The organism is Arsukibacterium perlucidum DSM 18276, assembly GCF_000382165.1.
In the GTDB taxonomy this organism is placed as follows: domain Bacteria; phylum Pseudomonadota; class Gammaproteobacteria; order Enterobacterales; family Alteromonadaceae; genus Alishewanella; species Alishewanella perlucidum.
In genome coordinates this window covers 22,226-36,043 of record NZ_KB907714.1, presented here as the reverse complement: position 1 = coordinate 36,043, position 13,818 = coordinate 22,226, and the positions used below count along the sequence as shown (strand labels likewise).

At 45.6% G+C, this 13,818-nt stretch carries 12 protein-coding genes; all 12 read right to left on the bottom strand.

Translation table 11 applies throughout. From position 1 onward, the window contains the following. Positions 1-2: 2 nt before the first annotated feature. The 12 genes from hisF to flgJ all read right to left on the bottom strand — a co-directional run bounded on the left by hisF (position 3) and on the right by flgJ (position 13,818). Complete coding sequence (hisF, locus tag H141_RS0111485) at positions 3-764, bottom strand: imidazole glycerol phosphate synthase subunit HisF (RefSeq protein ID WP_019676415.1); 762 nt, start codon at positions 762-764, stop codon at positions 3-5. Next, positions 761-2,080: an N-acetyl sugar amidotransferase gene (locus H141_RS0111480; RefSeq protein WP_019676414.1), complete on the bottom strand. Its 1,320-nt coding sequence runs from the start codon at positions 2,078-2,080 to the stop codon at positions 761-763. The genes hisF and H141_RS0111480 overlap by 4 nt, the downstream gene beginning before the upstream one ends. A 63-nt stretch (positions 2,081-2,143) precedes the next feature. Further along, positions 2,144-4,219: a motility associated factor glycosyltransferase family protein gene (locus H141_RS0111475; RefSeq protein ID WP_019676413.1), complete on the bottom strand. Its 2,076-nt coding sequence runs from the start codon at positions 4,217-4,219 to the stop codon at positions 2,144-2,146. Positions 4,220-4,222: 3 nt separating this feature from the next. Beyond that, positions 4,223-4,525, bottom strand: a complete 303-nt coding sequence (locus tag H141_RS0111470) for a hypothetical protein (protein ID WP_019676412.1) — start codon at positions 4,523-4,525, stop codon at positions 4,223-4,225. Then, complete coding sequence (fliS, locus tag H141_RS0111465; protein ID WP_019676411.1) at positions 4,515-4,949, bottom strand: flagellar export chaperone FliS; 435 nt, start codon at positions 4,947-4,949, stop codon at positions 4,515-4,517. Before fliS ends, H141_RS0111470 begins: the two co-directional genes overlap by 11 nt. Positions 4,950-4,967: 18 nt before the next feature. Further along, positions 4,968-6,371 carry a flagellar filament capping protein FliD gene (gene fliD, locus H141_RS0111460; RefSeq protein ID WP_019676410.1) on the bottom strand — a complete coding sequence of 468 codons (1,404 nt, stop codon included), beginning with the start codon at positions 6,369-6,371 and terminating at the stop codon, positions 4,968-4,970. A 24-nt stretch (positions 6,372-6,395) separates the two neighbouring features. Further along, positions 6,396-6,830, bottom strand: coding sequence for a flagellar protein FlaG (locus tag H141_RS20945; RefSeq protein ID WP_157610877.1), 435 nt, complete (start codon positions 6,828-6,830; stop codon positions 6,396-6,398). A gap of 56 nt (positions 6,831-6,886) precedes the next feature. Next, on the bottom strand, positions 6,887-7,882 hold the full coding sequence (locus H141_RS0111450; protein WP_019676408.1) for a flagellin N-terminal helical domain-containing protein: 996 nt from the start codon (positions 7,880-7,882) through the stop codon (positions 6,887-6,889). Positions 7,883-8,245: 363 nt separating this feature from the next. Further along, positions 8,246-9,244, bottom strand: a complete 999-nt coding sequence (locus H141_RS0111440) for a flagellin N-terminal helical domain-containing protein (RefSeq protein ID WP_019676406.1) — start codon at positions 9,242-9,244, stop codon at positions 8,246-8,248. A 214-nt stretch (positions 9,245-9,458) separates the two neighbouring features. Then, on the bottom strand, positions 9,459-10,691 hold the full coding sequence (gene flgL, locus H141_RS0111435; RefSeq protein ID WP_019676405.1) for a flagellar hook-associated protein FlgL: 1,233 nt from the start codon (positions 10,689-10,691) through the stop codon (positions 9,459-9,461). 2 nt (positions 10,692-10,693) lie between these two features. Beyond that, positions 10,694-12,721, bottom strand: a complete 2,028-nt coding sequence (gene flgK, locus H141_RS0111430; protein WP_019676404.1) for a flagellar hook-associated protein FlgK — start codon at positions 12,719-12,721, stop codon at positions 10,694-10,696. Between the two features lie 35 nt (positions 12,722-12,756). Further along, a complete protein-coding gene (flgJ, locus tag H141_RS0111425; protein ID WP_019676403.1) occupies positions 12,757-13,818 on the bottom strand; it encodes a flagellar assembly peptidoglycan hydrolase FlgJ in 1,062 nt (353 codons plus the stop codon).

The following is a 13,818-nucleotide window of genomic DNA, read 5'->3' as shown; positions in this document are numbered from 1 at the left end:
GATCACATCCTTACGGCAAAGCCATCACTATGTAATTGCTGTTTAATTTGCGCCACGGTAAAACGTCTGTAGTGCAGACCATCTGCAATAGCCAGAGCAGTAACATTCGGCACAGCTGCTGCAGCAGATGCATGCTGCAATTCACCAAAACCGCCGCTGGCGATAATTGGTAAAGATACGCAATCAGAGACGGCCTGTAGCAGTTCTATGTCAAAGCCTTTTCTGGTGCCTTCCCGGTCTACCGAAGTTAATAACACTTCACCGATCCCCAGCTTCTGGGCCTGGGCTATCCATTCCAATACATCAAGACCGGTCTTTTCACGGCCATTGTCTGTATACACCTGCCAGCCTTGTTGCTCTCGCTTGCATTCAACCGACAACACCACCGCCTGAGAACCAACCTGTCTTGCAATCTGTGCAATAAGTTGTGGCTGTTTTACCGCAGCAGTATTAATCGCAATTTTGTCTGCCCCCAAGCTGAGGATTTCTGTCGCATTCTGCAATGAGCGAATACCACCACCAACAGTGATTGGAATAAAAACCTTTTCAACTGCGTGCCGGATAACATCATGCAGACTGCTGCGCTCGTAAAGGCTGGCAACCACATCCATATACAAGATCTCATCAACACCTTGCTGGTAGTAATCGCACGCAAACTGTTGAGGATCTCCCATCACTCTCAGGCCTTCAAGTCTGATACCTTTAATCAGGTTGGGCGCCTTTATATCCAGACGACTGATAACCCTGATCTGCTTTTCGCTCATTTACTATTCCATACAGTATGACGCAGTTGCCATTTGCCATCCTGATACTGCCACAGGTGCGGCGAACGGAAGTTATCTGCCAGCAAATCAAAATAAGCTTGATCCATTATTGGCTGTTCAAACATTTTGGCTGCCTGGGGCAGCTCTTTTTCGCGAATTGACAGATATGAGAAAATTTCATCGGCAAACCGTTGCGGATATTCCAAATCAAAGCGTTTTACCAATGCCACGCCCTCGTCACGGTTAATGTCGCCAGATCGAATTTCCTGTGCAGCGTCATAAGTAGCCCGGCCGATCCCGAATTTAATGCCGGTGGTGTAATAGTGAAAATCGTCAATCTTATCGTCAATACTATTGTATTTGCTGTAAGTGCCTGGTGTCCGTTCAGGTGAAGCTTCAAACCCGCCATGCTCTACCGCATAGTAATAACAGCTTTGCGGGTGCCATTTCAGGTAGTAGCCCAGATAATGTACTTCCATATTCACCCGGTTAACCTCTTCCGGTTGCAACGGCAGATAAGGTTGCAACTCAGAGCGGCGGACGCCAAAATCTTCTACCAGCTCTTTTACCGACACGCCTCCCAGATAGATATCATCGAAGCTTTGCTCGGAAAAATAGCTGACATCACGCTTAGCTTTATTGGCATCAGCGATCGGATTACCGTATTCCGCCTCATTTTCACCATAAAATACCAGCGGAATATTAAATAAGGCTGACATTTTCGGCGCCAGGTTTTTCTGGCCCAGAATAAACGGCTGAAAAGGATGAAACAGTTTTTCAACGGCAAGTCGCGTTAATAAGCTGTGAACACGCCCGTTAGGCGTCATCAGATAGTTATCAAAACCAGCATGGATCCAGGACTGCATATTGCGCCAGCCCCAATCAGTATATTGATGAGGAGCCCAGGTTACGGTCAGCGGATTCATGCCGTATTTATATTTTAAAACATGAGCAGTATAGAAGCTGTCTTTTCCTCCGGACCCAGGTACCAAACAATCATAACTGCCATTACGGCTTCGATATTTTTCACATAAAGCCAGTAATTCGTGTTCACGTTTCTCCCAATCAATCTGCTGGTGTTTATTTTCAGCAAAACGACAAGCATCGCAGATCCCGTCTTCATTAAAAAAGATGGTTTTTTTAACTGAATCACGGGTATGGCGAAACTCGACAGTTGAGTTTGGGCGCTGGTTTGAGATGACGCACTTTTTACAAAAGCAGACCTGAGCAGGTAAGCCGTATTTGGTTGACAGTTGAGGCGCTTCAGGCGCAAAAAGAGACAGATCAACCGCTGACGGCTTGGTAATAATAGGCATAAAATCCTCGCAGGAATTATTGAACTGGCGTTATAAACTATATCGGCGATAACAGCAGAAACTTTACCCTGCCGTTAAAAATTCCATATCCATACCCCAATCACAATTTTTATTCCAGCTCTGGCGGTAATCTCTTTTCATTTCATCAACATAATCACGCCAAATCGCCAATAGGTATGCAAAGCTGTCTAAAGAAAATGTATCGTCCTGATACTGATACAATACCGTCAGCATTGGGCTGTGAAAATACAAAAGAGATCCTTTAATCACATGAAACAAATGACCATGGCGAGAACCTCGGTACGCATACACACAGCGCGCTTGCCGTTTTAGCAAGTCTGACGCTTGCTGGCGGGTGTTAAATGGTTCTGATGCAATAGCATTCAAATGATCACATAACTCATCAAACTGAGTAAATCCGAGCCGCTCAGCGGTAACATGAAACTCATGCTTAACAAAAAACTTTTGCTTTACCTGTTCAATAATCTGCGCTTTATCCACGCGGCCTTTACTGATAAACACATCTTCTTCTTTAACCGGCAAGGCGCCCTCAATAAAGGCGCCTTCGCCAACATTGTATACGAAAACTTTTTTATCCATTTTTAGCAAGCTTTCCATAAACTTATGGGCCAGCTTCAACAGGTTAGTAGACATAACTTCCTGAGTAAGGTTACCTTTAAGCTTATATACAGCTCCTTTATCTATGATTTTTTTATAGTTTTCGTTGCTAGCATAAATACTGTTGGCGGAGTGTGTTTTACCATTCAGATAACCATTGTCCACACCAAATAAATAAATCTCTTTAAAACCCATCGACATTGCATAAGACATGGCGGTATTCGCCACCAGAGGACCCGAGAATGGCAGCGATGGGATCAGCATTTTCTGATCCTCCAACAACAGGATCTGGGTGAATACAGTGGACGCCTCCGGGCCTTTTAATGCCAGACCTGCCCATTTGTACATCGGAATTACATCCGGGTAAATCACATCAACGGCCAGTAAATTTAAGTCCGAGTAGTAGGAAGGATCAAAACTGTCGAGTAAGGCGTCGTAGGTACTCTTAGGGCGCTCAACCAAAACATGGAAGTCAGCTTTAATACCGTGCTTCGCTAATGAACCCAGTGCGGTACCGGCAGCAAAAATGATTACATCCTGTTGAATTTCTCTGAGTATTTCTGCACCATCGTCCAGTGACGGACCATTACCCACCACCACCACCGGCATATCGATATGTTTACGCACCGACGGCAACGTAAAGAAATGGGCTTTGCTCTGATAATTCTTAAGGCAATGCGCTAACCCGGTTATCGCATCATTGTAAAATCCATAACCGGCCTGAATTTCATAGTACCGGTTAAAAAACTCTGCAATCTGCTCGTTCACCTCGACCGATGGATAATGCTGATAGCAAAACGCCCGGATTAATGAATAGGCACCAATGTCCATAGATATCTGATACACCGATGCAAAAAACTCTTTGATTTCCAGACCTATCTGCAAAAACAGTGTATTTCCCGCTTTATCTACCTGCTCGATAATCGCAGCCCAATCGGTGCAAAACAGGCTGGCATAGAATATTTCTAAATCAGGTTCGGTAATAAAAATATAATCAAAAGAATGCTTTTCAAGCAACAGACTAACCACATAACCTAAACCAACGCCGAAAATCATCGCGGTAGGAAAGTGTTTTGGCAATGCACTCAGTGGTTCTGGCTGCTGATCAGCAATACTTTTTATTTTATTGTCCAGTTTAGCCATATACCGACTATGGATCCGCATGTCTTTATTTGACACGCCAAAACCATATTTCGTCAGGCTGTAATAGCCTTTACTGGTGTTTTTCTCCAGCTGCTCTCTGGTTTGTTGTAATGGATTATCCGAATAAATCGGCACTCTGACATTTTTTGGTACAAAATTGCCGTGGCCGCTAGCGGTTACCAATATTTTAAAATCTTTAGAAGGTTGATACTCTTTGATTGTATTGGCGATATCAGGATAATATTTTTCGAAGGCACGAATATTTTCTGCGAAGCGGATACGAGATTCAATAGCAAACTGGCGCTCTCGCTCATTTTGCTCCATCAGTGCAGCAAGCGCACTTTCTGCTTGTTGCAACAGTTGTTCAAGCTCAGTCATAAATTAATCTATCTGGTAGGTTTTACTAATTTTATTACCCGACTTTACCGCAGCAATCTGGCTGATGCTATCCTTTATTTTTTGCTGCTCATTGCTCAATGACGCCAGCAGAACAAAAAATTCATCTACCAATTTTTGTAAGCGTTGACGATGTTCAGCATCTGCATGGGCTAGCTGCCCAAACAGGGACTGCAACTGGTTTTGTAACTGGATGACCTGGTCAGCAGCATCAGTATAGTTTTCCTGAATAATCAGCTGTTTTATGTCAGAGAGTTGTTGCTCAACACCCTGCAAATTATCCAGCATTGGCATGCGCCACCGCACGTTGCGATTCAGCGTGTTGCTGCGCACTATAAGGAATTTCATCCCAGGCAGATTTAATTTGCCGGAATAAATCTGCAACTTCATCAATAGCAGTAGTCGTTTCTTTTTCTACACTGGCATCGATTAACCGGTCAATCATATAGCTATATAATGCATACAAATTTTGACCTAACTCTGGTGATTGTGTTTCATCTAAACAGGAACGCAATGACTCAATAATTACTGACGCTTTTGACAGCGTCTTGGCTTTTGTCTCCAGATCTTTGCGCTGTAACGCTCCCTTTGCTAAAGCCAGATTATCCATAACTCCCGCCATTAACATCTGAATAACTGTGTAAGGAGATGCATCAGCTAACTGGGTTTTAGTTGCCTCTTTCTGATAAAACTTTAGTTTAGCACTACTCATTTTCTATGCTCCTTAACGTTATGCTTTATTGCTGGTAAAACCGGGTAAACTGGCTAGCTGCTGAGTAATATAACTGCCCGAACTTTTCATTTGCGCAATTAATACGTCCAAATTGGCATATTTCGCCCTTAGGCCCGATTCAAGTTGGGTCATCCGGTAATCATGTGATGCCCGATCATTCTCCAACTGCTTTAGCGATTTATTCAGTGAGTCTTCACGAAAGGTAAAGCTACCTTTGGACTCAAGCTGAGTTTCCAGGAAACTTTCAAACGATTTGGCAAAACCGGTCTCACCTGAGAATAATTTACCCACATCAGCATAATTAGACGTTAGCGACTCATTAATACTACGAACCAAAGACGACTTTTCCAATGTGCCCTCCTTGGTTAAACCAATACCGACATCGAATAATGTCTCGAAATTGCCCGCACCGGAAACCACCTTAGACAAAGCACTAAACATTTGATTCTTCAAACCACGCATGGCCGAATCGCCATACAAAGCACCACCGGCTTTAGTATGGTAGTCAATGGTGCCAACAGCATTGTTATATGCTTCTATAAAGCTCTCAATCAGGCTCTCTACACCAGCTTTATCATAGTCAATTGTTAGCCTTGCTGTCTCAGTGCCTTCACTGACTTTAGTGGCGGTAATGGTTAAATCCTGCACCGCGTCTTTAAATACATTGGTGGCGTTACTGATTGCTATACCATCTACTTCAATAATGGCATTTTTAGCCTGATCAGCCACTGCTATATTCAAACCGCCAGCACCGCCACCAAATGCTGTGGTCGAAAGACTGTCCAGCTCTGCGGTGTCGCTTGTGATAGTTAAATCGTTGCCGTCACCAGTTATGCTGGAGCTAATCACTAACTTGGCTTCCGGTGTGGCACCACCGGTATTGATAATATTTACCGACACACCAAAGTTATCGGCCGAATTATTAATAGCGGCCCGCACTTCTTCCAGAGTAGCACCAGCAGCTACATCAATTTCAAAGCTTTTATCACCGGCACCAATAGTTAACCTTCCGCCAGTAGCACTAACCACATCGGTTGGTGCAGTAAATGCAGCATTGGTAGTAGCACGGCTACCCTGAGCTAACTGATTCACTTTAATATTAAAATTGCCAGGTGTGGCGCTGCTGTTTGACGCCACGGAAATAATACTGCCAGACGCTGGCTGAGTAATAGTGTTGGTGCGTTTAGAAAAGTTTTCGGGGTCGGCCAGTTTCTTAATAATATCCTGAAACGCAGATAAGGAAGACTTCACCGCACCCAGGCCGGAAAGCTGAACTGTCAGGCGGGTTTCGGTATCTTGAAACCGTTTCATACGAGGCAAGTCTTCAGCGTTAACTGTCGCCTGGATAATGCTCTCCAAGTCTAAACCTGACCCTACGCCAGCTGAAGTAATCGTTGCCATAATAGCATGCTCCTGTGTCTCAAATCAGGCCTGAAAATTAACCAGTGCGCCTGCCTTAGTTAGATTATCGGCCATTTCACTAAAAGCTTTAGCGACTTTGACTAAATCTTGTGATGGTATTTCCCGGATCAACTCGTTACTGGTCTTGTCTATTACCTTAATAATAGGCGGATCGCCCAGTTCATCAAACTCAAATACCAAACGGGTGTTCGCAATTGGAATTAACTTATTGATCTGCTCCAACGTTTGCCGGATTTGATTATTATCAAATGGTACCGCATTTTCTGCTTGTTTTGCGGCTGCTTTTTCAACTTGTTCTGCAATGCTTAGTTTATTTACATTATCAGTTTGCTGTTGCCGTGGCGTTGGCTCAGTTTGCACAGGTTTGGCTGTGGCTGTTTTGTCCAGCACCATGTCTGCTAAGCGGCTGTCTTTGGTAAGTAATGATTCCACAGACATAAAAACCTCCGAAGTAAAGCTGTTGGCCAGTAAATTACTGGCCAACTAACTATAGCTTATCCCAACAGTGACAGGGCTACCTGCGGCCGTTGGTTAGCCTGGGCCAAAATTGTAGTACTGGCCTGTTGCAGGATCTGGTTACGGGTTAATGCAGCTGTTTCAGCGGCAAAATCTGCATCCTGGATCCGGCTGCGGGCGCCTGACAGGTTTTCCGCAATATTCGATTGGTTCCGAATCGTTGACTGAAACCGGTTTTGCACCGCACCTAACTCAGCACGTTTTTTATCTACTACGGCGATCATCGAGTCCATACTGGCCATTACCAGCTGGGCATTCGCCTGAGTTGATACCGAAACGGCTGTGGCTTGCAGATTGGCGGCACTAAACGCAATATCCGCCAACACAATATCAGTGTTAAGCGCTGACAAGCCTGATACCCCGGCAGCTCCCAAAATAGCAGTTAACGCGTTACCTACCACAGCGCTGGCAATACCCGCCATACCCGACATGGTAAAGCCACCGTTTGCCGTTAAGCTGTTTAAGGTATCACCCGCGGTACCACCAACCTGCTCCATTGAGAAGCTTATAGTTTGTACGGCATCGGCGCCGACTTGGAAGGTCGCTGAGTAAGTACCGTCCAGCAAGTTTTGACCACCGAAAGTGGTGTCTTTGGCTACCCGGTTTACTTCGCTCATTAGTGAACGAATTTCTTCCTGAATTGCCAGACGGTCTTCACCGGTGTTTGAACCGTTTGATGCCTGCTGCGCCAGAGTACGCACCCGTTGGAACATCGAGGTCATTTCTTCCATTGCGCCTTCTGCTGTTTGCGCTAAGGAAATACCGTCGTTGGCGTTACGAATACCCTGGTTTAAACCATTTATCTGACCAGATAAACGATTACTGATTTGTAAACCTGCAGAGTCATCTGCAGCACTGTTGATCCGTAAACCGGATGATAAGCGTTTAAACGACGTGTCCAGCGCAGTACCACTGTTCATCAGCTGACGCTGGCCGTTTAACGAGCTTATATTACTATTGACATATAAAGCCATATGTAGCCTCCAAAATTTAACAGAACTGCTATAACTGCAGCGGTTACCCACCCCTGCGATTAAACAGCATACGTTCTATGAATTAACCGGTCAGTTACCCCACCATCCGGTTAAAACAAGGTCACTAATACAGTTCCCCTATAAGTTGTATCGGCACGAAACTATAAAGCTTTAGCAATTTTTTTATTTATTTTCAGAATTATTATCGCGGCAAGAAAATAACAAAATTAGCTTTATTTATCAGTATTTTGAATAAAGCCACATTAAAACGCAAGATAGTAAATATCAAAAAAGCCTGCAGCATTACCCATGCTGCAGGCCTCCTTCTTCCCACCGGCTCCGCGCCTAGTATTTTATGTGCGATTAGCCCTGCAGCAAACTCAATGCCGATTGTGGCCGCTGATTTGCCTGCGCCAATATTGTAGTAGTGGCCTGTTGTAATATCTGATTACGGGTTAGCATCGCCGTTTCTGCTGCAAAATCAGCATCTTTGATCCGTGATTTCGCACCCGACAGGTTCTCTGCAATATTGGTCTGGTTACGAATAGTCGCCTGGAAGCGGTTTTGCACTGCACCCAGTTCAGCACGCTTTTTATCCACTACCGCAATCAATGAATCTATACTGGCCATCACTAACTGGGCGTTCTGCTGGGTCGATACCGAAATGGCTGTCGCTTGCAGACTGGCGGCACTAAACGCAATATCCGCCAGCGTTATATCACTGTTAATTGCTGACAAACCTGATACCCCGGCAGCTCCCAGAATAGCTGTTAACGCGTTACTCACCACCGCGCTGGCAATACCCGCCATACCCGACAAGGTAAAGCCTCCGTTAGCCGTTAAACTGTTCAGGGTGTCGCCTGCTGAACCACCCACTTGCCTCATCGAGAAGCCAATGGTTTGCACGGCATCCGCACCCACCTGAAAGCTCGCCGCATAAGACCCGTCTAATAAGTTCTGACCACCAAAAGTCGTATCACGGGCTACCCGGTTTATTTCGCCCATTAAAGAGCGGATTTCTTCCTGGATTGCCAGACGGTCTTCACCGGTATTCGAACCGTTTGCTGATTGCTGCGATAACGTCCGTACCCGCTGCAGCATCGCCGTCATTTCTTCCATCGCGCCTTCTGCCGTCTGCGCTAAAGAAATACCGTCGTTGGCGTTGCGGTTGCCCTGACCCAGGCCTTGAATTTGTGACTCCAACCGGTCAGAAATCTGCAAGCCCGCCGCATCATCTGCTGCACTGTTAATCCGCAAACCTGAAGATAAACGTTTAAAAGAGGTGTCCAGGGCGTTACCGCTGTTCATTAACTGACGCTGTGCATTTAACGCGCTGATGTTGCTGTTGACGTATAAAGCCATGGTGTTTCTCCTGATAAACTTTTTTACTCTGCTTATCACAACTTTTATAAAGTATGCTGTGATTTGCCTGATACTTAGTTATCGGAGCTTAAAATGAAAACTTTAAATTTTTTTATAAAAACTTAGAAGAAAGAAGGTTAGCCTGGCTTTTTGTGGCGAAACACCATAAAACTGACATGGCCGGCAAAGAATTGCCGGCCATGTCAGTCAGACCCTATCGGATATAATCAAACAATGAGATGTTGGTTATGCTGCTAAAGGTTTGCTGCACAGCCTGTAACGCGGTTTCTTCTTTTGTCAGATCGGCAATCACTTTAGAAAAATCTACCTCTGCTAAGTCAGCCTGATATTGTTTGGCGAGAATTTCCAAATCAGCATTAGAGCCATTGATGCTATCTAATACATTTATCCGGCCCCCAATCGACGAGCGGGTAGATGCAACACTGGTAGAAGCAGCATCTATCTCACCTATTGCTTTGGCAATTTTACTCTGGTAGGCATCATCTGTCGGGCCAGGTACCCGCAGCGCTGCCATCAGCTCGGATATACTGTTTAAAATGTTGGTTCTTTCGGGCTCAGGTAAATCAAAATCGACTTGCCCGGCGCCGGCAGGACCACTAATAATAATTTCAAGACCATTGAATGAAATAGGCTCTCCGGATGTATAAGCCCCCGTAACCGGCGGCACTAAAGCGACACCTCCCCGGGTAATTTCATAGTTGCTGGGTGCTGTTAGCTCAATATTAAAGGTATTATCAGCCGGGTTTAATTTGTCGTAATTATTCCGGTAAAAATTATCAAACTGGGCCTGATTAACAACATTTATAGTAGCACTGGTGGGGCCAGGCACAGAGATAACTGCTGCGCCGGGCTCAGGCCTGACTTGCACGCTATCAAATACTTTTTTACCACTGTCATTTACCGGTAAGGTAACACCGGGAGATACCTGTAATGACTTTCGGCCATCGTCACCATTGAACACATATTTACCGGTACTGGCATCAAGAGAAAACGCTTGCACGCTGTCCTGAAATCCCGAAAAAAGAAACCCTCCCTCGACATTCCTACTGTTCATCAGATCAAACAACTGCTGCTGGATACCTTCTAACTCATTAGCTACCGCTTCGCGCTCTGACTCAGAATAAGAACCGTTACCTGCAGACAACGCAAGTAATCGGGCACGGTCCATTGCTGTCCGGGCTGAGGTAAGTACCGTTTCCTCGACCCCTAGATTATTCTTAACCGAAATACCATTTTGTTCAAACTGGGCTAACTGCGATAAATTCTGGCCGACGCCTAACACTTTAGCACTGCCAGAAGGATCGTCTGCCGGCGTCAGAATTTTTGTTTGCTTGATCATCTGATCCTGCGCTCTGAGCAACCGACGCTGTGTATCCAGGATACCGTTCAGGCCCTGGTTAAATTTAGTATTAAATGAAATTCTCATTGTTACCTCACAGCCTGTAGCAGAGTGTCAAAAATGGTTTGCGACGTAGAGATAATTCTAGACGCTGCGGCATAGCTTTGCTGAAACCTGACAAGATTGGCCGCCTCTTCATCCAGGCTGACCCCGGATAATGATTCAAATAAAATTTGAGTTTGCGAATATAACGCTTCTGCAGCAGCCTGACCATTGCGGGCCTGAGCCGTTTTATCGCCAACAAAGCTTACCATAGTGCCATATGCTTCGTTAAAACTCATTTGATTATCGGCATTCGGGGTTGTTACAGCATAGCGGCGCATGGTGTCGGTTGTCTGCAAAGCAGCAATTTGTAAACCATTTCTGTTATCGTTAAAGCCACCAGTATTATAGTCTATGGTAAAAACATCGCCTGGTTGCGGTGACCCGGTAATATTAAAATCAAAACCCAGGTTCAAACCTGCCCGATCAAGAATATTGTCAAACGTTGCCGATACTATTGGCCCCGTTGTTCCTATTACAGTGTCGGCATTGTCTCTTACTTCAAATTCATTGCCACCAACATATATAATATTAAACGGCGCCCCAGTGAGCGCTGCCGGAGGACTAAAACTTGAGGTAGCAGGGTCCGTGTCAGTCACTACCAGCTTGTCAACAAGTGCATTTCCAAGATTATCAACGGCTTCGCTGCTTCTTACCGGTGATGCTAATGCAATATCCTCAGCCCGGTTACTCAGCTGCTTTACTTGTCTGGCGGCATCAGCCAGCGGCTTTAACAAAAACCGGTCACCGTCAGCGAAAGCACCTAAACTGGCATCTAACGTTATCTGCAAACCATACAAATCATCATCCGGACTGGATCCGGCGTTTATCGTGGCCGGGAAGCCAACAACTGTTTGGCTGATGGCGGAATTGGGAATGACATTACCAAAACTATCGACCGCCTCGACCGTAAAAGTATCCGGGCTTTCAAAGGTAACCAGAAAATCGTTTGGTGGTATCTGATATGCTCTGCCGGGTTCAATAACTGCCCTGACATTTCCCGCTCCGGTATTTTCGTTGTAATTAAGGCCGTTAAACGATGGCAGGGCAAACAACTCATTGCCTATATCGCCATTAGCTGTCATACCCAGTTTGTTCTGCTCATTTAACGAGTCTGCCATTGCCAGCGCCAGCTGGCCTAACTGGTTTTGGGTAGGAATAAGCGTTTCATCACGAAAGCTCAGCAGCGCACCTAACTGTCCGCCCAGCTGGTCATTGCCTACCTGAACAATAACGTCTGGTCTGGCGCTACTTTGTAACTGCAACTCTTTAACATTGGGGTCAGGATTACCCTGCAGGGTTAAAATACCAAACTCGCCATTTTCAATTACCAGCGACTGGCCTGTCGCCATAAATACCAGCTTTTCGCCGTTGGCCGCATCCAGCACTTTTATCTGTAATTTTTCTGCTAATTGCCGGATGGCTTCATCCCGTTTGTCATATAGATTCAGCGGCACAGGTTTAGAACTACCGGTACCATAGTTAGTAATATTTCTATTAAGGTCTGCCACATTTTTGATCAGACTATTGGTTTCACGCAGATCTAACTCAAGTTGCTGATTGATATAAGTCGACTGATCCAGCACTAAATTGGAAAGCGTGCCAAAACGGTCCAGCAACGACTCGCTGCTGCTGATAATTAATAAACGGGTCGATATTGAGCTCGGATCGTTATTAGCTGTTTGAAACTTTTGAAATAAATCATTTACTGCAGATGAAATACTGTTGGCAGGATTGGAGAACAAGCCATCAATTCTGTTTGCCTCAGAGACATATTGATTAGCGTAAGCCAGGTTGGTGGTATCCCGTCGCAATTGTTGCAAAGTAAACTCACTTACCAGTCGCTCTGTCGTGCCTCTACCCACTCCTAGTCCAAGTTGTTCGGCTTCAAACTCAGTACGCTGCCTGACATAGCCCGGAGTATTCAAATTGGCGATATTATTACTTGTGGTATTCAGCGAGGTAGAGCTAGCCAATACGGCTGAAGTACCAATTCTAAGTAAATTATCTGACATAAGTTGCTCCGTTGCCACGTCGGGTGGCTAACATACTATTCATCGGCGCCAAAATTAAAATCTTGAGCGGAATTGAGTTCGGCCCTTACCTGATTAAAGGTAGGGCTTTGATATACCGCCATAATTTTCTGGGCATATTCAGGATCAGTAGCGTACCCCGCGGCCTGCAATTCATTAAAATACGCTGCCGGTTCAGCCGTACGCTGCAACGCTTGCTGATAACGCGGGTTGTTACTGATAAAACTGGCGTAATCCTGCAGGCTTTGCTCAGGCGAGCCATAAGAGCGGAACCTGGCCTGCTCTTTTTGGGCTACCCCATCCCGAAATTCCAGGGTATCCACCACCGCACTTTCACCCTGCCAATTGTTGTGAGCTTTAATCCCGAACAAGTTAAAACTGTTGTCACCTTTAGCCGTTTTAATCATGCGCTGGCCCCAGCCTGTTTCCAGCGCAGCCTGGGCTATCATTGCCATTGGATCAAGACCCAGTGCTTGTGCCGCCTGTTTTGCAGCCGGTAATAATTTACGGACAAATTCCAGCGGCGAACCAATTTGCCAGTCAGTTGGTGCCAATGGCTCTGGCGCAGTTGCCTGGTTAACTGCGCTATTTCCCCGGGTTAACGACGAAGTTGCTGGCAAATCGGCAATAGCTTGCAAGGTCTGTCTGACACCAATGCTCATCTCACTGCTATGAAACGCCTTGCTGGCATCCGGCCGCTGTGGCAGCGGATTAAAACTGCCACTGCCTGGCATGTTAAGTTCAGCCTGCTTTTTAGGCCGCTTGGCTCCGGCTGTCGGGTCAAGCTGGGCTACTAATAAGTCCGCCAGGCCGAGCGCGCCCTTCTGAGCTAAATCGGTGGCGAGCTGACTGTCATGCATATCCCGGTAAAACTCAGTGGTCTGGCTATTCATCATGCCTTCTGCTTCAAAAGCAGAGTTAGCTTTACGCATACTGGTCAGCAACATACTCATAAAAATTGCTTCAAACTGCTCAGCAGCTTGCCTTAAACCGGCTTTTTCGTCAGCTTTGCCTGCAGTTTTAATATTCTGCAGGCTATTGACATCATGATAAGAGACTTGGGTTTTAGTCAGGCTCAT

Bases quoted from the DNA above. Each gene is read 5' to 3' on its own strand.
- flgL (WP_019676405.1), bottom strand. From the start codon at position 10,691: ATGAGAATTTCATTTAATACTAAATTTAACCAGGGCCTGAACGGTATC.
- fliS (WP_019676411.1), bottom strand. From the start codon at position 4,949: ATGAGTAGTGCTAAACTAAAGTTTTATCAGAAAGAGGCAACTAAAACC.
- hisF (WP_019676415.1), bottom strand. From the start codon at position 764: ATGAGCGAAAAGCAGATCAGGGTTATCAGTCGTCTGGATATAAAGGCG.
- H141_RS0111475 (WP_019676413.1), bottom strand. From the start codon at position 4,219: ATGACTGAGCTTGAACAACTGTTGCAACAAGCAGAAAGTGCGCTTGCT.
- H141_RS0111470 (WP_019676412.1), bottom strand. From the start codon at position 4,525: ATGCTGGATAATTTGCAGGGTGTTGAGCAACAACTCTCTGACATAAAA.
- fliD (WP_019676410.1), bottom strand. From the start codon at position 6,371: ATGGCAACGATTACTTCAGCTGGCGTAGGGTCAGGTTTAGACTTGGAG.
- flgK (WP_019676404.1), bottom strand. From the start codon at position 12,721: ATGTCAGATAATTTACTTAGAATTGGTACTTCAGCCGTATTGGCTAGC.
- H141_RS0111480 (WP_019676414.1), bottom strand. From the start codon at position 2,080: ATGCCTATTATTACCAAGCCGTCAGCGGTTGATCTGTCTCTTTTTGCG.
- H141_RS0111440 (WP_019676406.1), bottom strand. From the start codon at position 9,244: ATGGCTTTATACGTCAACAGCAACATCAGCGCGTTAAATGCACAGCGT.
- H141_RS0111450 (WP_019676408.1), bottom strand. From the start codon at position 7,882: ATGGCTTTATATGTCAATAGTAATATAAGCTCGTTAAACGGCCAGCGT.
- flgJ (WP_019676403.1), bottom strand. From the start codon at position 13,818: ATGAGCCTGACTAAAACCCAAGTCTCTTATCATGATGTCAATAGCCTG.
- H141_RS20945 (WP_157610877.1), bottom strand. From the start codon at position 6,830: ATGTCTGTGGAATCATTACTTACCAAAGACAGCCGCTTAGCAGACATG.